This window comes from Nocardia callitridis, from assembly GCF_039543305.1.
GTDB classification, from domain to species: domain Bacteria; phylum Actinomycetota; class Actinomycetes; order Mycobacteriales; family Mycobacteriaceae; genus Nocardia; species Nocardia callitridis.
This window is the reverse complement of record NZ_BAABJM010000004.1, coordinates 220,108-238,336: the sequence shown is the minus strand read 5'-3', so window position 1 is coordinate 238,336 and position 18,229 is coordinate 220,108. Positions and strand designations below refer to the sequence as shown.

Sequence of the window (18,229 nt, the reverse complement as noted above, 5' to 3'; positions counted from 1 at the left end):
CGCACCGAGGAGGCCGAGGCGCAGGTCCGATTGACGTGGGTTATTTTTGTTGCAAAACTACCTAGCCATGGGCATCGTGATCGTCGGCGCCGGGATCGGTGGGCTGGCGGCGGCGTTGAGTTTGCACGCCGCGGGATTCGAGGACATCGGGGTCTACGAGCGCGTCGAAACCTTGCGCCCGCTCGGGGTCGGGATCAATCTGCTGCCGCATGCGGTCCGCGAGCTGACCGAGCTCGGTCTCGGCGAGCGGGTCACCGCGCTGGGGGTCGCGCCGGGCACGCTCGCCTACTACAACCGGCACGGCCAACAGATCTGGCGCGAGCCGCGTGGCCTCGACGCCGGGTACCACTGGCCGCAATTGTCGGTGGGTCGCGGGCAACTTCAACTGGCGCTACTGGAGGCTGTCCGAGAAAGACTGGGCCCCAACACCGTTCGCACCGGCCATCGTCTGGTTTCCACCGATCCCGCCGGGACGGCCAGGTTCGAGACGACAGCGGGTGCGGTTACCGTGCACGCCGAACTCGTCGTCGGCGCCGACGGCATCCACTCGACCGTGCGTCGAGAACGCCGCCCCGACGAGGGTGCGCCGATCTGGAACGGCCTGACACTCTGGCGTGGCACCGCGCGACTGCCCGGATTTCTCGACGGTCGCACGATGATTATGGCGGGCGACGCGGAACAGAAGTTCGTCGCCTACCCGATCCGCGACGGGATCAACTTCATCGCCGAGCGCCGCGCCACGGGATTCGGCGGCGCGAACGCGGACTGGAACCGCGCCGTCGATGCGACACCGATCATCGAATTGTTCCGCTCGTGGCGCTTCCCGTGGCTGGATGTGCCCCAAATACTCGGTGCCGCAGCCGAAATACTCGAATATCCGATGGTGGATCGCGACCCGCTCGACCGGTGGACCCACGGTCGCACAACCCTACTCGGCGATGCCGCGCACCCGATGTATCCGAACGGTTCCAATGGTGGCTCCCAAGCCATCCTCGACGCGCGCACCCTCGCCTATCACCTGGCCACCGCACGCGACACCGACATCGGCCTCGCGGCCTACGAGCGCGATCGCAGGCCCGCCACCACGGATTTGGTGCACCGCAACCGGCAGCAGGGGCCGGAGCGGGTCATGGTGCTCGCCCACGAGCGAGCACCGGACGGGTTCGCGAATATCCACGATGTGCTCTCGCCACAGGAACTCACCGAGATCGCCACCGGATACAAGAAGGCGGCGGGGTTTCATCCTGAGGCACTGAACGCGCGCCCCTCGCTCACGCCCCGCCCACACGGCGGCACACCGGGCGCGACGCCATGACCGCGCTGGACCCCGCGCGACTGGCCGCGGTGATCTCCCCCCTGCGTCGAGCACTGCTGACCGCGACCAGGAACGCCGAGGGCCTGCCGGAGATTCCGGACGCGCAGATCGAGATCATTCGCGCGCTGCCGTACGGAAACAGCAGTACCTCAGGGGAATTGGCCCAACGGCTGGGCCTGAGCCGCCCGACGGTCAGCAATCTGCTCACCACCATGGCGGCCAGCGGGCTGATCGAACGCCGTTCCCGGCCCGACGACCGCCGCCACGTCGAAATCCTGCTCACGGCCAAGGCTAGAGACCTGTTCACGCGCTTCGACCGCACCAGCGGCGATCTCGTCACCGACGCGGCCGCGGCACTCAGCGTCGACGATCGAGCCGCGTTGGCCGCCGCCCTACCCGCCCTGGAACATCTACGGGCGGCGATCCAGCGAATCAACTCCTTACAGGAAACCGAATGAGCTTACGCCAGAGCATATCCCGATGGATACAGACCCGGACCATCACCGGGCTGACACCCGGACCGCACGACATCACGGTGCGCAAGAACCTGCGCGTGCCCATGCCCGACGGAGTCGAGCTCCTCGCCGACCTGATCACGCCGATCGGCGACGTCGACCGGCGACTACCCACGATCGTGATGCGCGGCCCCTACGGCCACGCCGGACCGGTGGCGAAGGAGGCGCGCGCGCTGGCCCGCGAGGGATTCACCGTCCTGTTCCAGAGTTGCCGTGGCACTTGGGGTTCGGGCGGGGTGTTCACTCCGCAGATCGACGATCAGCGCGACGGGATCGCCACCCACCGCTGGGTCCGCGAACAGCCATGGGTCACCGACGCGGTGGCCACCTTCGGCAAGAGCTACATGGGCTTCACCCAGTGGGCGGTCGCCGGCGAACTGCACGTCAACGAACCCGCGATCGCCCCCGAGGCACTGTGCCTGGTGGCGACGATGCCCGACTTCGGCGTGATCACCTGGGACAACGCGGCCTTCTCACTGCGCAACGCGCTCGGCTGGTCACGCATGATGGATCTGATGATCCGCAGGAAGTTCCTGGCACTGGGGTGGGCGCAGCTGCGTTCGGACCCCCAGCTACGCAAGGCATTCGATGTGCTGCCGCTCGCCGAGGGCGATGTGGCGGTGAGCGGGCATCAGGTGCACTGGTATCAGGACTGGGTTCGCCACGAACGGTTGAGCGACGAGTACTGGACCCGACAGTCGCACACCGCATCGGTTCCCGATGTCGCCGCGCCGGTGTACATGATCAGCGGCTGGTACGACATCTTTCTGCCGTGGCAGCTGCGCAATTACGCTCAACTCGTCGCGGCCGGTCGCCCGCCTCGGCTCACACTGGGCCCGTGGGGGCATATGTCACGCGCCATGGACGCCCCGTCCGTCGCCGAGTCCGCCGCGTTTCTCCGGGAACAGTTCATCGCAGCGCCGAGCGAGCGCGCGGCACCGGTTCGCGCGTACCGCACCGGCGACGAGCGCTGGCACGACCTCGAATCCTGGCCGCCACCGGGGACTTCCACGCGGTCGCTGTACCTGCGGGAGGCGGGCGGGCTCGGACCCGAACGTCCAGACGACGGTGTCACCAGCTATCGCTACGACCCGGCCGACCCCACCCCCGCCGTCGGTGGGCCGAGCCTGCAACAGAATTCGGGCCCGGTCGACAATGCCGCGCACGAGCGCCGCGCCGACGTGGTGGTGTTCCGAGGTGAGACGTTACCGACCTCGGTCACTCTCGCGGGCGAACCGGTCGCGCATATCCGGTTCCGTTCGTCGCAACCGAGTGCGGACCTGTTCATCCGGATCTGCGACCACCATCCCGACGGCCGCTCGATGACGGTGTGCGACGGCATTCGCCGCATCGGCGGCGTCGGCACCCGCGACAGCGATCCGCCGAAGGACGCCGACGGTTTTCAGGAGGTCGAGGTACGGCTCTGGCCGACGTTCCACCAATTCGCACCGGGTCACCGCGTCGGCATTCAGATCAGCTCCGGCGCGCACCCGCGCTACGCGCGCAACCCGGGATCCGGCGAACCCGCGGCGACAGCGACCACCACACATGCTGCGACCCAGACGCTTTCGCATGCGACGGCCGCCGCGTCGCGAATCGACCTGCCGGTGCTGCCGGAATGAACACGCGACCCATGAACACGCGAGACCGGAGTAGACCATGACCGCACCACCGGTTCCCAGCCTGGCCGCCGCGTTCGAGGTCGCGGCGGATCTCGGGCCGATGCAGGACCACGGAGTGACCCGCGCGGGCCACCGCAGAGTGGTTCCGATCGTGGGCGGGCGCATCACCGGCCTGTTCGAGGCCGATGTCCTGCCCGGCGGCGCCGACTGGCAGGTGGTTCGTCCCGACGGCGCGATCGAGATCGAGGCACGCTATTCGGCGCACACACCCAAGGGCGAGCACGTGCACATCCGCACCTACGGCGTCCGCAGCGGGCGCCCCGAGGTGCTGGCAGCGCTCCAGCGCGGCGATCAGGTCGACCCGTCCGAGTACTACTTCCGCCTCGTCGTACGACTGGAAACGTCGAGTCCGCGGCTCGTGGAGCTCGAACAGGCGCTGTTCGTCGCAGCCGCGCTGCGCGAGGCGGGCCAGGTGCGCTACACGGCATACCGCGTCACCTGATCAGCGATCGAGGCTGGCCCCGGGCGCCACTTACCACGGAGTGGCCGACAGTCCCCAGCGGTCGAGTTCGGCGTCGATCGTCTTACGCAGGCGTTCGGACTCACCGAAGTGATCGGGGTCGATGCCGAAGAAGGTGATGGTGATCTTGTTGTCGTATTCGACAGCCCATGCGGCGATAGCCGGGCCCTGACGACGGCGCTCGACGCCGCTGCGGCCCTGCATGATCGCGCGGATCGCGAACGACTCGGCGCGTAAACCGCCGACGTGCAAAGCACTTTCGGGCGCGGCGCCCAGGTTGGAGACGGTGGTGTCCGGCCCCGCGACCGACAGCATGAGCTTGCGGATCAACGGTTTCGGCAGCAGCCGCACGACCGGTTGAAGGTTGTCGGCGAGCTTGTCCTTGCCGGCGGACTCGTAGTCGCGCAACGCCTGCTTACTCAGCGCCCTGATGCCCCCGAGCCCCTTTTCCGGGGAGATCTCACCGGGCACCCGAATCCAGACCCCACCGGAGGCATTGGCGCGCTCGTCACCTTCCGCACGCTTGCTCACCGCCATACAGACCCGCAGCCCTTCGGCGCCTACCGAATACCCACAGCGGTGCACGATCCCGCCGAGGACGGCGGTGAACAAACTGTTACCGGTGCCACCGAATTCCTGTGCCCGCGCAACCCATTGGCCCCGATCCACGTCCACGATGGCCAATGTGGTGTCCGGATCGGCCGCGCTCGAAGCCGCCCCGGAATCCGCGTGCGAGCGTGCACCGGCAGTGCGGTCCGACTGCCGATCGACGCTCGGGTCCGACGGCGGAGCGTAGTCGGCATGCGGCGGCACCGTGGTGTTGGTATGCGACGACACGGTGACGTCCGTGCCAGGCAATGAGGAACCGCCGACGTCCGACGACACAGTGACGCCCTCGGCCGCCGGTACAGCGGCGCCCCTGTCCGCTTGCGCAGCGATATGCCTGCTCGAAGTCACGTCCACGTCCGTCGACGCGGCCGCCCCCGTGTGCGACACCACAGCGGATGGCGGCTCGGGATTCGCCGATGCCGTGGGTTTCGACTTCCCCGCGCGCCGCTGCCGCCACAATTCGGTGGCGACGACCCGGCTCGCTGTCGCGGCCTCGGCGAGCTGACCCACCGAATCCCTCAGGTCGCCAAGCACTCTCGTCCGCCACCCGAGGTCCTCTGCGCGGCGCAATGAACTGCTCGAGGTACCGGTATGGGCTGCGGCCAGCGCGTTGTAGAGCCCGTGGCCGTCGGCGACCATGTGCGAAATCAACAGCGACAGTGCGAATTTCCCCGAAGTGGTCGCGACCCCGACCAGCTGCCACCCCTTGCCCGCTGCGGGGTCGAGATCGGCCGTGCGCAACACCCGGTCGGTCCACGCGCCGACCTCGGAGTCGGCTATCGGGGTCGGGTCGATGCGCAGGAACGGCGGGTGCGGTGAACGCACCCAGCGATCCCTCGCGAAGGGGACGACGGCGTCGACCACCTTGCGACTCAACAACCCGGAACCCAGCTGGTCGCCGAACGCGGCGAGCGCTTTCTCCTCCGGCACGGCACCGAAGATCCACGCGTACTGGATCGGAGCCGACCAGCCGAACAACCGTTCTGCCAGCAGGTATGACTCGTCCGCTCCTGCAACCCTGTCCATTTACGCAGGCTAATGGCACCCGTTCGAGCTCGCACCCGCTGCGGCACCGAACGCGACGTTCACCACATTCGGTGGGCGACACCCCAGCGGGTCAGCTCGCGCGCGAGCACGCCGCGCAGATCGTCCGGTCGCGGGAAGTGCTGTTCGTCGAAGGCGACAACCGAGAACGTCAGGACGGTACCGACCTGCACGCACCAGGACTGCACGCCGTCACCGAACCGGTAGGGCTCGGCGGGCTCGACGCCCTGTGCGATGCCACGGAATGCCACCGCGCTCGCGGAGACGGTGCCGACGCGCGCCAATTCCGGCGCGAATTCACCGAGATTCGAGGCAACCACGTCCGGCATCCCGGAACCCGCGGTCGCGGCGCGCACCACCAGCGCGGTCGGCAGCAGCGACAGCAGCGGCAACAGGTGGATGTGCGGCGCGCGGTGTCCCTCGGCGAGGCGGGTGAACGCGGCCTTGCATTGTGCGCGCAGGGCGGTGAGGTCCATGCCGGGATCGTCGGTGAGCAACACCGACACACCCGCGGTCGCGTTGGCGCGTTCGTCACCGTCGCCGCGTCGACTCACCGGGATGCCGACCTTCAACGGTGCGCCCGGTGGCACGTAACGGGCAGCACGGAGCGCACCCGCGAGGACCGCGATGAACAGCGTGTTGCTGGTGCCGCCGTGCGCGCGGGCGGCCTCCTGCCACGCGGTGGCCTCGACGCTGACGGTCGTCCACGAGTAGCGTGCGCGCGGCGCGCGGACATGCGCCTCGGTTTTGGACACGACGGCCTTGGGCACGATTGCCATGGGTTCTGTTGTCGCAGAACGGTTTCGGACCGTGCTCAGGGCGGCACGCAGCACCCCGACACCCGCGGCGGTGACCTGGTGCAGCGCGTCGGTGGCATCGGCGACGAGCGCGGCCGCGCCAACGGGTGGGCGGCGCGGCGCCAACGGGTCGGCGGCGGTGTCGGCCAGCGCCGCGGCGGCCGCGGTGACCATCGCCCTGCCGTCGGCGACCAGGTGCAGGGTGGTCAGCGACAGCACCGCGCCACCGTCGTCGACCTCGGCCGTACGCAGCCGCCAGGTCGGGCCGGTCTCGGGATCCAACGGGGTCGCGTCCAGCTCTACACCGGCCCACCGTTCGACGGCGTCGGCGCCGATCGGCCCATCGTCGATGAGGAGATCTGGCGCGTCCTCGGAACGCACCCAGTGCGGGCGGGCGAAAGGTGTTGCGGGCCTGATCAATCGGCGGTTCAGTACGCCCGAGGCCAAGCGCTCGTTGAACGCGGCCAGTGCGGCGGGCTCGGGCGGTCGCTCGAAGCGCCACACCATCTGCAACACCACCGACCAGCCGAACGCCTCGCGGACGAACCAGTAGGTGCTGTCTTCCGGCTGCATTCGTGCGACCGCGGCCCTCATGTGCGCTCGCTCTCGGAGTCGTCGGCGTGGGTAGCGCGGTCGTGGACACTACGCTCGATCAGATCGGCGCAACGCCGCACCGCCTGTTCGGGGGAAATCAAGCCCTCGGCCAGCGCACGCGCCCGCCGCGTGTACTCGGAAGACAGTATGGTGGCGAGCTTTTCGGTGAGGATGTCGGCGTCGATGCCCGGTAATCTGGTCGTCTCCCCCACTCCGTACCGCACACATCGCGCACCCCAGTACGGCTGATCCGAGCCCACCCAGCACACCAGACTCGGCACACCCGCCCGCAGGGCAGCCGCCGTTGTTCCCGCCCCGCCGTGGTGCACGACCGCGCGACATCGCGGAAAAATCCGGTCGTGATCGACCGCGCCGACCACCCGCACGCGGTCGTCCTCGGCGACGGCGGCGGCGAGCGCACCCCATCCGCTGCTGATCAGCGCGCGCACCCCCACCCGCTGGGCAGCGTCGACGATGGCCGCGGCCGTCGCCGCTACGTCGGGTACGGGCATGCTGCCGAAGCCGAAGTACACCGGCGCGTCCCCGGCCTCGAACCATGCGGCCAGGCCCGGATCGTCGGTGCTGTCCAGGCCGATGCGCACGCGCTGCTCGCGCGACAGGTTCAGGAATCCGACGAACGGCCGCCGCTGCCCGGCCCACTCCCGCACCAGCTCCTGACACAGCAGCGGATCGTAGGCCTGAATCTCCAGCGCACCACGGTAGTTCACCCCAGCGGCACCGGAAACGCCCAGGCGCCTACGCAATTCGTTCTGTCGGTTCCTGGTGAGCAACCACATCGTGTATTGCGCGACCGTCCACATCGCACTGTTGAGCAGCGGCGGCAACGCGGGCGCGCCGGGCACGGGGCCGATATGGCGGGTAGGGCGAATCGGCGCGTGGTGCAGCGACAGGCAGGGGACGCCGAGCGACTCGGCGTACGGTTGCGCGATCTGTTCGGTGATGAAGCCGGTGACGATCGCGTCGGCGCCCTCGTACATCGCGGCCATGTCCGAGACGGCCTGCGACCAACCGAGATCACGAATCTCGGCCAGCGCTTTCATTCGCCGACGTGGTCCACCGCTGCGCAACCCCGTGCGCACCAATTCCGAATTCATCTGCGCCTGGCTATCCGCGCCGAAAGGGCGTGCGGATACACCGGCGGCGGCAACGAAAGCACACAGGTTGGGTGGAGCACCGAAAACGACGTCATGACCGCGTCGCTGTAATTCCGACGCCACGACCACGGCCGGTTGAATATCTCCGCGAGTCCCATTGAACGCGAGCAGAAACCTCATGGGCTCTCCTTGCCTCGATCCTCGACATTTTAGGGGCGCTACGCCCCAGTTCGCAGGTCAGGACCTCGCGGTTGTGAGAAGAAGCACCTGACCCCGCGCTCGACGCGCGCGGTGGCGACACCTCTGGAAATATGACCGTTCTTCGAGGCAGAGCCGATAGTGCGAGGAGATCGATGAAATTCGTACTCGCTTTCACCGGAAGTCGCGGTGATGTGCAACCGGCGCTGGCGCTCGGTGTGGCATTGGGTACGCGCGGGCACGATGTGCAACTGGCCGCGCCGCCGAATCTTGTCGAATTCGGCCGCCGTGCGGGACTATCCACACACCCGTATGGCACCGATACCAAGGAGTTGCTCGATTCCGATCTCGTCACCGATCGGCTGAAATCGGCGAACCCGCTGACGAAGCTGCGAGCGATCTCCGAGCTGACCTTGCGCGGGGGACGACAGATGCAGGCCGAGCTGATGGAGCTCACCGCCGACGCCGACGCGATCATCGGCGGCAGCGTCGGTCAGGAACGTGCGCTCAATGTCGCGCAGGCACGCGAAATCGGTTACATCCCGGTGCATTACTGTCCGGTGCGGCGCAACGGTGTGGTCTCGATGCTGCCGGGAGACCGGCTCCCGAACACGGTGCGCCGCGCCAGCTGGACCGGCCTGGAGCACGTCCTGTGGCAGGCGACGCGGACAGCCGAACAGACTCTCGCGGCCGATCTCGGCCTCGACCGGCCGACGACCCCGGCTGCCACCCGCATCGCGCGCCGTGGAGCCATCGAGATCCAGGCCTACGATCCCGCGCTCTTTCCTGGGCTGGCCGGAGAATGGGGTGCCCAGCGCCCGCTCGTCGGCTTCTTCGATCTCGACCGCACGACCCGTGGCCGGGTGGATGGCACCGATACCGAGACCGCCGCCTGGCTCGACGCCGGTCCGCCACCGATCTATCTGGGTTTCGGCAGCATGACGGTCGCCGAGCCCGCGCGGTTGGCGAAGGTCTTCGCCGAGGTCACCGCAGCACTCGGCTACCGGTTGCTGGTCGCGGCGGGGTGGAGTGAGTTCATGGCGGGCCAGGACAGCGACCGCGTTCGAGTCGTGCGCACCCTCGACCACGCGACCGTGCTGCCTCGGTGCGCCGCCGCGATACACCACGGCGGCGCCGGGTCCACCGCGGCGGGGCTGCGTGCCGGAATCCCGACGTTGGTGTGCTGGTTGGGCGCGGATCAGCCGATGTGGGGCGCGCGCCTGCGTGCGCTCGGCGTCGGAACCGCCTTGCGCCAGGCCGATCTCGATCGTCGCTCGCTCCAGTCCGCGCTCACCGACATCCTGCGACCCGAGTGCCAGCGCACCGCCTGGCGCCTCTCCGCCGACCTGATCGCCCCCGATGTCGCGGTGCGATCCGCCGCGGTCCTCGCCGAGGACGCGGCGAGTACCCACCGGCCGTTACGCCGACCCGCCGCGGCGAGGAGCCCGATGAACGCGAAGACCTTGTCCGTGGTGATCCCCGCCTATAACGAGGAGCAGGTGATCGGCGACTGCCTGGCGCGGTTGACCGCGCAACTCGACCACATCGCCGAGATCATCGTCGTCGACAACAACTCCACCGACCGCACCGCCGATGCGGTACGCGGCTTCGGGCAGCACCACCCGAGCATCACGCTCATCGACGAGGCGCGCCAGGGTCTGGTCTACGCGCGCAATACCGGCATGAACGCGGCGACCTCCGACCTGATCGCCAGAATCGACGCCGACACGCTGGTGGGACCGGACTGGGCGCGCACCATCGTCGATTTCTTCGAGCGCGACACCGAGGAATACTGGGCGGCGGCCTGTGGGCGCGGCGAGGCATACGGCCTCCCCTACGGCGATCGACTCGGCAAACTCAAGCAACGGATGCGCGAACGCAAGCGTGCCGAGGTGCGTGCGGTTCCCGTGCTCTACGGGTCGAATATGATTGTGCGCACACAGGTCTGGGCGGCGATTCGGGACAGGGTCGGCATGCGCCGCGACATCTTCGAGGACGTGGACTGCGGCCTGTGCGTCACCGAGACCGGCGGGCGCAACGCTTTCCTGCCCGAAATCACCGTCGGCGTCGCCGCCCGGCGGATGGAAACCGGCATGCCAGGATTCGTGCGCTACATGAGCTGTCTGCCACGCACCCTGCTGCTGCACCGCCGCTACGCTCTCGCGGCCGCCGCGGCCCTGTTGTACGTGCCATCGGTGTCGACCCTGCACGCAGCCAGACTGGCGCTGCTGCGCTCCTACGACACCGAAACCGGAACTTTCGCGGCACGAAACATCCTGCGCCCCACCACCGATCGGGTCGCACCGTAGAACGACACCCGGCTACCCCCCACGCTGACACCCGACGACACACCACTCTCGACGCGGACACTCCGCACACCGGTGCGCGTACTCGCCACAGATCGACGTCACCGCGGCCGTGAGCTACCTCCACGACTACCCGTCGAAACAGCGGTTGCCGCCACCGCCGCGAGAATGCCCGCCGCGTAGCGCGCGTCACCGAGCACGCGGTCGGCGGCACGGATTACGTTGCGCCGCGGCAGACTCCGAGAACCGCCGTCGCAACGATCGAACTGCCCGAAGAGCGCCGTCACCGCACGGTTGCCACACAGTCGAAACCCTCGCCGTCGCGGTGTCGGCCGCTGCGGGCACCACCAGCCGCCCCAATCAAGCGCGACGCATGTACACCCGCACCGTCAAGGGCGCCATCACCGCGATGACGATGAGCGCACCGAGCAGTGCCGTCGCGATCTGGGCACCGAAGTGGCCATCGTTGGCCATCTCCCGCACGGCCGAGACCAGGTGTGAGACCGGGTTCACCCGGGCGAAGGCCTGCATCCAGCCGGGCATCGTCGCGACCGGGACCAGCGCGTTGGACACGAACGTCAACGGCATCAGCACCAACATCGAAATGCCCTGCACCGTCGAGGGTTTGTCCATCAACACGCCCATCAGCGCGAAGATCCAACTCAACGCGAACGCGACGACGATCACCAACAGACACGCCGCCGCGACGCCGACCACACTCTCGGGCCGATACCCCAGCACCAGCCCGACCAGCACCGTCATGGTCGTGGCCACCGCGTAGCGGACCATATCCGCCAGCAGCGATCCCGCCAGCGGCGCGATCCTGGCGATGGGTAACGAGCGGAACCGGTCGAACACGCCCTTGTTCATGTCCTCGCGGAGTTTCACCCCGGTGCGCACCGACGCCGCGACCGCGACCTGTACGAGCACACCGGGAATCAGCGTCGGCAGATAGTCGCCGACGCTGCCCGCGATCGCGCCGCCGAAGATGCTGGAGAACATCACGGCGAACACCACGGGCAGCGCGATCACGTCGAACAGTTCCTGCGGATTGTGCTTGATCTCGAGCAACCCGCGCAGCGCCATCGTGGTGGCGTGAGACAGCGACCGTCGTAGCGTGACGCGCGTACTGGCCACCGGCGGCGTGCGCGCTCCCGTGCTCGCCACACCTACCGTGCTCGCCACACCCACTGTGCTTGTCATGCCGCCCCCGCTGCCGCTACCGATTCCGGGCGCCCGGTAATCGCGAAGAACACCTCGTCCAAGCTCGGTTGCGCCACATTGACCTCGCGCACCTCCACGGCCGCTGTGCGCAACGCGGCCAACAATTCCGGCAGCACCGTCATCGGTACCGACGCCGCGGCGATCTTGCCGTTCTCGGCCGTCACCGCCGACCCAGGGGGCAGGTAGTCGCGGACGATCTCGATGGCGACCGCGATATCGGCGTCGAGAACCCGCAGCGTCAGCGCGGTGGCGCCGATGGTGGCCTTGAGGTCGTCGGCGGTACCGTCGGCGACGAGCCGCCCGTGATCGATGACGACGATGCGGTCGGCGAGTTCGTCGGCCTCGTCCAGGTACTGCGTCGTCAGCAGCACCGTGGTGCCCGCGCGCACCAATTCCCGGACGGTGCCCCACATTTGCGCGCGCGTGCGCGGGTCGAGGCCGGTGGTGGGCTCATCGAGAAACAGCAGGGGCGGGCGGGCGATGAGGCTGGCCGCGAGGTCGAGCCTGCGGCGCATACCACCGGAGAAGTGCCGCACCGAACGACCCGCGGCCTCCGCCAACCCGAATTCCGCGAGGAGTTCCTCGGCCCGCGCGGCGGCCACGCGCCCGGAAAGGTCGAGCAGCCTACCGAAGATGGTCAGGTTCTCGCGCGCGGTGAGCCCTTCGTCCACCGACGCGTATTGGCCGGTGAGTCCGATCAGGGAACGCACGGCGGTCGCCTCGCGCACGACGTCGTAGCCGAAGACCCGCGCGGCACCTCGGTCCGGCCGCAGCAGGGTCGCGATCATGCGCACGGTGGTGGTCTTGCCCGCGCCGTTGGGCCCGAGCACCGCGCACACCGTCCCCGAGGGGACGGTGAGGTCTACGCCGTCGACGGCACGAAACGCGCCGAAAGATTTGGTCAGACCCTCGGTTTCGATCGCCGGAAAATCGTTCTCGGCCATCGACACCTCCTCATCGGTAGGTGTGGCAAGTTTCTCGCGAAGGCCACGGCAAACAATTCGATTGCGTAGCTGATGTAGTGCGCAGCATATGTTTCGCAACGTCGACCTGCAACCGCTACAGAACAACCGAAAGTCATTCTTACACCACCGAATACTCACGCAACATGCCGTTTACGGAACCCTAATGCCGCGGAGACGTACTACCAGGAACCCATTTCAATAAATAGCGTCCCATCTGCTGTTATTTGTTATGCACATGACAAGTGATCAATGACACCCCTTCCCGCCGCGAAGAATACACACGCTGGCCTTACGCTGAATTTTGTCCCGTTCGGCGGGCACAAACTCTCGGGGCGCAGCGTTGCGTGCGGCAAAACCACCCACTTTTTCCGGATTAACTCCGATGTCAGCTTACGTTCAGCAACATGCTTGGGGCCGTGTCAATGGAATTCACAGAACTCGCCGACTACCCGCTTCCCGCGGGAACCGTCACCGAATGGGTGCCCGTCGCCCACAGCGCCGCATGGCAATTCGACGATCGTCCGCTGAGTTATAACCATCAAGATCATTGCGAGCGCACGGACCCGACCACACCCGACACCGAGAACTCCTGGATCGGCGCCGTCTTCGAGGTTCCGCTGCGCTTCGACGAGCAGGCACTGCGCACCACGCTCACGCGATGGACGGCACGCCACGAGTCCTTTCGCACTACCGCCGGTGCCGCCGTGGACGACCACGGCGACCTCGTGATCACCCGCTACACCTGCCCCGCCGAGGACATCACGATCGAGAGCACAACGATCGGCCCGATCCACAGCAAAATGCGGGTGCACCAACACATCTGCGACTTTTTCGGCACGAACCTCACCCCGATGCACTGGCCGCACTGCTTGGTCGCCACTGTCAGCGATACCGATCTCACGCGGGCGGACGAGGCGTTTCTGTTGATCTTCGGCGCCGACCACTCCGTGCTCGACGCGTACTCGATGCTGTTGGCGGTCAGTGAGATTCAGCGCATCTATCGCAGTGTCACGCTCGGTGACGCACCCGAACTGCCGACGGTGGGTAGCTACCTCGATTACGCCGTCGTCGACCGAGGACTCGGCGAGCAATTACATCTCGACCACCCGGTGGTGTCCACCTGGCGGCACTATCTGAACCGCTGCGGAGGCGGCTTTCCCCTGTTCCCCCTGAGCGTCACGCCACGAAACCCGCGACCCGAGGCCCGAGACCACACCGATCTGCACCAGAGTGGACTGTCGAGCTGGGTGTTGAGCGCCGAGGAGACCGACGTGCTCGAGCGCCGCTGCCGCGACCTCGGCCACAGCATCCACACCGCGGCACTCGCCACCCTCGCCGCGACCAACGCGATACTCACCGACGAGGCCGAACCGCTGCGCTTCGCCATGCCCATGCACACCCGCCACGACGCGGCACACGTGCACGCGATGGGCTGGTATGTCGGCATCGTGCCGATCGAGATCGACCTCAGCGCCGACGAAGACCTGCACGACCGGCTGACGCACACCGCCACCGCGGTCCGCGCGGCCAAATCGCTGGCCCGCTACCCGTATCCCCGGGTCGCACGTTTGCTCGCCAACGCGTCCACACCGAAGTTCGTCGTGTCCTACCTGGACGTGCGACATGTGCCGGACGCGGCCGAATGGCAGGGATGGAATGTGCGCCCGCTGCGCAGTGGCGAACGCTCCGACGACGAGGTGTACTTCTGGATCGCCCGCTCCCCCGCCGGGATGGCGATCTCCGCGCGGTTTCCGAGCAACGAGGTCGCCGCCGCGAATGTGCACCGCTTCATCAATACCTTTAGCGCACAACTGTCCTCGGCGGCGACCACCGAGCCGACACCGAGCCGATCGAGCTCCGTCTTGGAAAGCAGGTGAGCGGCGATGATCATCACCGCGTTGGCCGAATGGCAGACGGCGGCGGGGACCTTGTTGGAATGGCACGCCACCGCGAAATCCACGGCCGCTGCCGCCGCAGCACCGGCCACCGGCGGTAAGGCATCGTTCCTCCAGGACAACCACATTCGTGGTGTCGCCGCGAAAGCGGCTGCTGGCCAACCACATCACGCGTATCTCGCGGTCGGCACCGAGGTGGACGGAGAGCTGGACGTCCCGGCCATGACACGCGCACTGCGCCGCTTCGTATGTCGCCACGGCGGACTGCGCAGCTGGTTCGACACCGCGACCCCGGCGGTGTCCAGGAAGCTGATCGCACAGGAATCGGTCGAGTTCGAAGCAAGGTTCGTCGGCGAAAGCGCCGGTCACACCCATTTTCTCGAGTATGTGCTCGCACGCTTCGCCCGCGAGGCGATCGCCACCTCGTGGCCGGGGTTCGCGTTCGGCGCCGTAACCCGTCCCGGTGGCTTCACCCTCTACTACGGCTGTGATCACGCGCTGAGCGACGGTGCTTCGCAAGCGCTGGTGCTCTCGGAGATCCTGGAGTTCTACGCCGAGGAAGCCTTCGGCACGCCGATCGGCCCGTACACCGCCATGGAGTGCGGCAGCTTCACCGATTACACCGAGATCGAACACGCGTTGGCCGCGAGTGTGCGCCAGGACAGTCCCGAGATCGGCGAATGGCTCGACCTGTTCGGTCGACACGGGAGTGCCATGCCGTCGTTCCCGATGGACCTCGGACTCGCACCGGGTGCCACCGCGCCGATGCGCGCCATCGAATTCGATCTGCTCGACCACGTGGGCACCCGCGCGTTCGACGCGGTATGCAAGAGCAACGGCGCACGCTACGTGGCGGGCGTTCTCGCGGCGGTGGCGATCACCGATTACGAGGTCGGCGGTCGCGACGAGTACTACGGGATGACCGTCCTGAGCACCCGCGACCTCGGCGATTTCCTGGTGTCGCAGGGCTGGTTCTGCCAGTTCGCTCCGGTGAGCTTCCCGGTACACACCTCGGCGTCTTTCACCGAACTGCTCGCGCACGCGCACGCGGGTTACCAACGCGCCATGCGGTTGGGTGCCGTGCCGGTGCAATCGGTGATCGCCGCGCTGCTCGCCTCCGGCGCGCACATCGATGCGGTGACCGCGAGCCCGAATATGCTGTCCTACATCGATTTCCGTCGCTTCCCCGGCGCGGGCACACCGGCCTACGAGCGCGCCGTGCTGTGCACCGGCGAGGGCTCGACCGCGAACGCGTCGATGTGGTTCAACCGCGACGAACGCCACCTCTATGTGGGGTGTCAGAGTCCGGACACCCCGCTCGCGCGGCGAAACCTCGCGACCTACCACGCGCACCTGCGTGCGGTCTTCGACAGCATTGCCCGCGACGGTGATTACCGCATCCGCGCCGGTGCCGACAAGGAGGTGGCCGGTGCGAGTCACCACCATTGACCACTATCTGCCCGAGCCGGGCACGTTCGTGTGGTGGGCACCGGAGTCCGCCGCCACCGAGTCGGTACCGTCCCCGGTAGCACCCTCGTTCAATCAACGGGTGCATCTCGCCTCGGCCGAGCGTGGAAGCACTTGGCTCGCAGGGTCTTTCGAAGTCGAGGGCGCCATCGATCACGCGGCGCTGGAGCTGGCTTACCGCGGCCTGATCGACCGGCACGGCAGCTTGCGCAGTTCCTTCGTCTCCACCGTGCGCGGGCCGTCCCGGCGGCGGTATCCGACGCCACGATTGCGCCGACAGGACGGCGTGCGCGCCGACACCGCCACGCAGCTGCGGGATCTGCTCCGGCAGGCGTTCACCGAGCGTTGTCGGCCCTTCGGGTTTCCCGCATACCTCCTCGGCGCGATCGACCGCCCCGAACGCTCGACGATCATCTGCGGATTCGATCACGCGCACGTCGACAGTTACTCGATCGCGATCGTCATCGAGGACATGCGCAGGCTCTATCAGGGCTTCCGTAGCGAAACCTTGCCGAAGACCGGCGATTTCGTCGACTTCTGCGCCGAGCAGGCCGCCGTGGCGCCCACGCTCGACGACCAACGGCTGCACGAATGGCACCGATTCTTCGGCACGAGGGCGTCGCCGCCGACGTTCCCGCTCGATCTCGGCCTCGCGCCGGGTACGAAAGCGCCACAGGCCAGCGATCTACGCCAGGTGCTGGACGCCGCCGCGGTCGAGCGATTCGAAACACTCTGCCGTGGTCAGGGTTCCGGGGTCTTCGCGGGATGCCTGGCCGCCATGGCCGAAAGTGTCCGGTCGCTCGGCGGTGGCGACCGGACGCGGGTGTTGTTCCCCATGCACACCCGTCATCACGACGCGTGGCGCCATGCGGTCGGCTGGTTCACCAGCGACGCGCCCATCGAGGTCGATACCGACGCCGACCCGGCCACGGCCATCCGGCGCACCGGACGCGGCGTGCGTGCCGGAATCGAACTCGGCACCCTACCGTTGGAACACGTCGTGGCCGCGCTCGGCGGGCTGGACCTGGTGCGCGACGACATCTTCATGATGTCCTACATCGACTACCGGCGACTGCCCGGCGCCACACATCACCACGCCGTGCGCGCACAACATATTTCGAATGTGAGCGCGGCCGACGACGCGCAGTTCTGGTTGTCGCGCACCGCCGACGGTCTCGCGTTGCGCAGCCGTTATCCCGATACCGCCGAAGCGCATTCGGTCATCGCCGGGTTTCTCGACGAGTTTCAGCACACGCTGCTGCGCTTCGGCGCCGCGAGCCACGGTGTCACGGGCGCCGCGCGCCGCGGTCTCACGCTCCTGGCGTGAGCGGACGTTCGAGTCAGGACGCGACGCCCGCGGCGAGACTCGGGCGCAGCGCGACGCGCACCAAGGCCGCAGCCAGCCTGGCCAATTCGTCGTCATCGACCAAGCGCGCGAGGCGGTTGGCGTTCTGCGGGAGACCGAGTTTCTCGGCGCCCTGCAGCACCTTCTTGTCCAATGCCGGTCGATACTCCGGCCACACCTGCTGCACCTCGCGCAGGAAGATGTCGGCGCCGACCGGACCGAGTCGAGGAAACTCGGCCAGCGCTCGACGCAGTTGCTCGCGCGAGCTCGACTCGTCGCGCAATCGGCGCAGGTCGCCGCCGTAGCGTTCGAGCAGCTGCTCGGCGCCCTTGCCGAGCGCGGTCGCGGTCTGCTCGTCGTAGCGGCGGTAGTGCGCTCGACCAAGGGCGTCGACACGGGCTTGCCAACTCGCCTCGGCCATCGCCTTGGGCGTCCGCATCCCCGCACGCGACAACTCACGTGCGGCGTCGACGGCGATCTCCGCGCGCACGCGCGTCGACAACAGTGTCGAGAGCACCAGCAGCCGATACAGCGGTGCGGGTTTGTCGGCGAGCGTGATCCCCGCGTCCAGCGCGAAGGTTTTCCCCGCCTTGTCCAGTAATCGCGTTGCCGTGTCCTTGTTCGTCATGCGCGCGTACTACCCGACCGTGCGCGATGTACGCACGCGGCTACGCTCGCGCGCCATGGCCGCGCCGCTG

Annotated in this window: 14 protein-coding genes; 8 read left to right on the top strand and 6 right to left on the bottom strand. The window is 67.7% G+C overall.

Annotated features, from left to right (window positions below; translation table 11 throughout):
- Positions 1–67: 67 nt before the first annotated feature.
- The 4 genes from ABEA50_RS21410 to ABEA50_RS21395 are packed head-to-tail and all read left to right on the top strand — an operon-like array spanning position 68 to position 3,954.
- The gene (locus ABEA50_RS21410; protein WP_345497377.1) at positions 68–1,315 is read left to right on the top strand and encodes a flavin-dependent oxidoreductase; all 1,248 of its coding nucleotides are present in this window, start codon (positions 68–70) and stop codon (positions 1,313–1,315) included.
- Positions 1,312–1,773 (top strand): MarR family winged helix-turn-helix transcriptional regulator, encoded by a 462-nt coding sequence (locus tag ABEA50_RS21405; RefSeq protein WP_345497376.1) that lies wholly within the window; start codon positions 1,312–1,314, stop codon positions 1,771–1,773. The genes ABEA50_RS21410 and ABEA50_RS21405 overlap by 4 nt, the downstream gene beginning before the upstream one ends.
- Complete coding sequence (locus ABEA50_RS21400) at positions 1,770–3,452, top strand: CocE/NonD family hydrolase (RefSeq protein WP_345497375.1); 1,683 nt, start codon at positions 1,770–1,772, stop codon at positions 3,450–3,452. The genes ABEA50_RS21405 and ABEA50_RS21400 overlap by 4 nt, the downstream gene beginning before the upstream one ends.
- 37 nt (positions 3,453–3,489) lie before the next feature.
- Positions 3,490–3,954 carry a DUF3237 domain-containing protein gene (locus tag ABEA50_RS21395; protein ID WP_345497374.1) on the top strand — a complete coding sequence of 155 codons (465 nt, stop codon included), beginning with the start codon at positions 3,490–3,492 and terminating at the stop codon, positions 3,952–3,954.
- Between the two features lie 30 nt (positions 3,955–3,984).
- Here the strand turns inward: ABEA50_RS21395 and ABEA50_RS21390 are convergent, their stop codons facing one another.
- Genes ABEA50_RS21390 through ABEA50_RS21380 form a run of 3 tightly spaced genes read right to left on the bottom strand, consistent with a single transcriptional unit; the run spans position 3,985 to position 8,311 of the window.
- Positions 3,985–5,607 (bottom strand): hypothetical protein, encoded by a 1,623-nt coding sequence (locus ABEA50_RS21390; RefSeq protein WP_345497373.1) that lies wholly within the window; start codon positions 5,605–5,607, stop codon positions 3,985–3,987.
- A 59-nt stretch (positions 5,608–5,666) separates the two neighbouring features.
- Entirely contained in the window at positions 5,667–7,016 is a 1,350-nt protein-coding gene (locus tag ABEA50_RS21385) for a hypothetical protein (protein ID WP_345497372.1), read from the bottom strand.
- Positions 7,013–8,311: a glycosyltransferase gene (locus ABEA50_RS21380; protein ID WP_345497371.1), complete on the bottom strand. Its 1,299-nt coding sequence runs from the start codon at positions 8,309–8,311 to the stop codon at positions 7,013–7,015. Before ABEA50_RS21380 ends, ABEA50_RS21385 begins: the two co-directional genes overlap by 4 nt.
- Before the next feature lie 173 nt (positions 8,312–8,484).
- Between ABEA50_RS21380 and ABEA50_RS21375 the strand changes: the two genes are divergently transcribed.
- Positions 8,485–10,638, top strand: coding sequence for a glycosyltransferase (locus ABEA50_RS21375; protein WP_345497370.1), 2,154 nt, complete (start codon positions 8,485–8,487; stop codon positions 10,636–10,638).
- 357 nt (positions 10,639–10,995) lie between these two features.
- On the opposite strand, the gene ABEA50_RS21370 is transcribed toward ABEA50_RS21375, so the two are convergent.
- Together ABEA50_RS21370 and ABEA50_RS21365 are read right to left on the bottom strand one after the other, a co-directional pair.
- On the bottom strand, positions 10,996–11,838 hold the full coding sequence (locus tag ABEA50_RS21370) for an ABC transporter permease (RefSeq protein WP_345497369.1): 843 nt from the start codon (positions 11,836–11,838) through the stop codon (positions 10,996–10,998).
- Positions 11,835–12,803 carry an ATP-binding cassette domain-containing protein gene (locus tag ABEA50_RS21365; RefSeq protein WP_345497368.1) on the bottom strand — a complete coding sequence of 323 codons (969 nt, stop codon included), beginning with the start codon at positions 12,801–12,803 and terminating at the stop codon, positions 11,835–11,837. The genes ABEA50_RS21370 and ABEA50_RS21365 overlap by 4 nt, the downstream gene beginning before the upstream one ends.
- A 443-nt stretch (positions 12,804–13,246) precedes the next feature.
- On the opposite strand from ABEA50_RS21365, the gene ABEA50_RS21360 reads away from it, so the two are divergent.
- From ABEA50_RS21360 to ABEA50_RS21350, 3 genes are read left to right on the top strand one after another with little or no spacing between them, the layout of a single operon-like run.
- The gene (locus ABEA50_RS21360) at positions 13,247–14,701 is read left to right on the top strand and encodes a condensation domain-containing protein (protein ID WP_345497705.1); all 1,455 of its coding nucleotides are present in this window, start codon (positions 13,247–13,249) and stop codon (positions 14,699–14,701) included.
- 6 nt (positions 14,702–14,707) lie between these two features.
- Positions 14,708–16,168: a condensation domain-containing protein gene (locus tag ABEA50_RS21355; RefSeq protein WP_345497367.1), complete on the top strand. Its 1,461-nt coding sequence runs from the start codon at positions 14,708–14,710 to the stop codon at positions 16,166–16,168.
- The gene (locus ABEA50_RS21350) at positions 16,149–17,513 is read left to right on the top strand and encodes a condensation domain-containing protein (RefSeq protein ID WP_345497366.1); all 1,365 of its coding nucleotides are present in this window, start codon (positions 16,149–16,151) and stop codon (positions 17,511–17,513) included. Before ABEA50_RS21355 ends, ABEA50_RS21350 begins: the two co-directional genes overlap by 20 nt.
- A 13-nt stretch (positions 17,514–17,526) precedes the next feature.
- Here ABEA50_RS21350 and ABEA50_RS21345 read toward each other — a convergent pair whose 3' ends face one another.
- Positions 17,527–18,159 (bottom strand): endonuclease, encoded by a 633-nt coding sequence (locus ABEA50_RS21345; protein ID WP_345497365.1) that lies wholly within the window; start codon positions 18,157–18,159, stop codon positions 17,527–17,529.
- Positions 18,160–18,229: the final 70 nt, after the last annotated feature.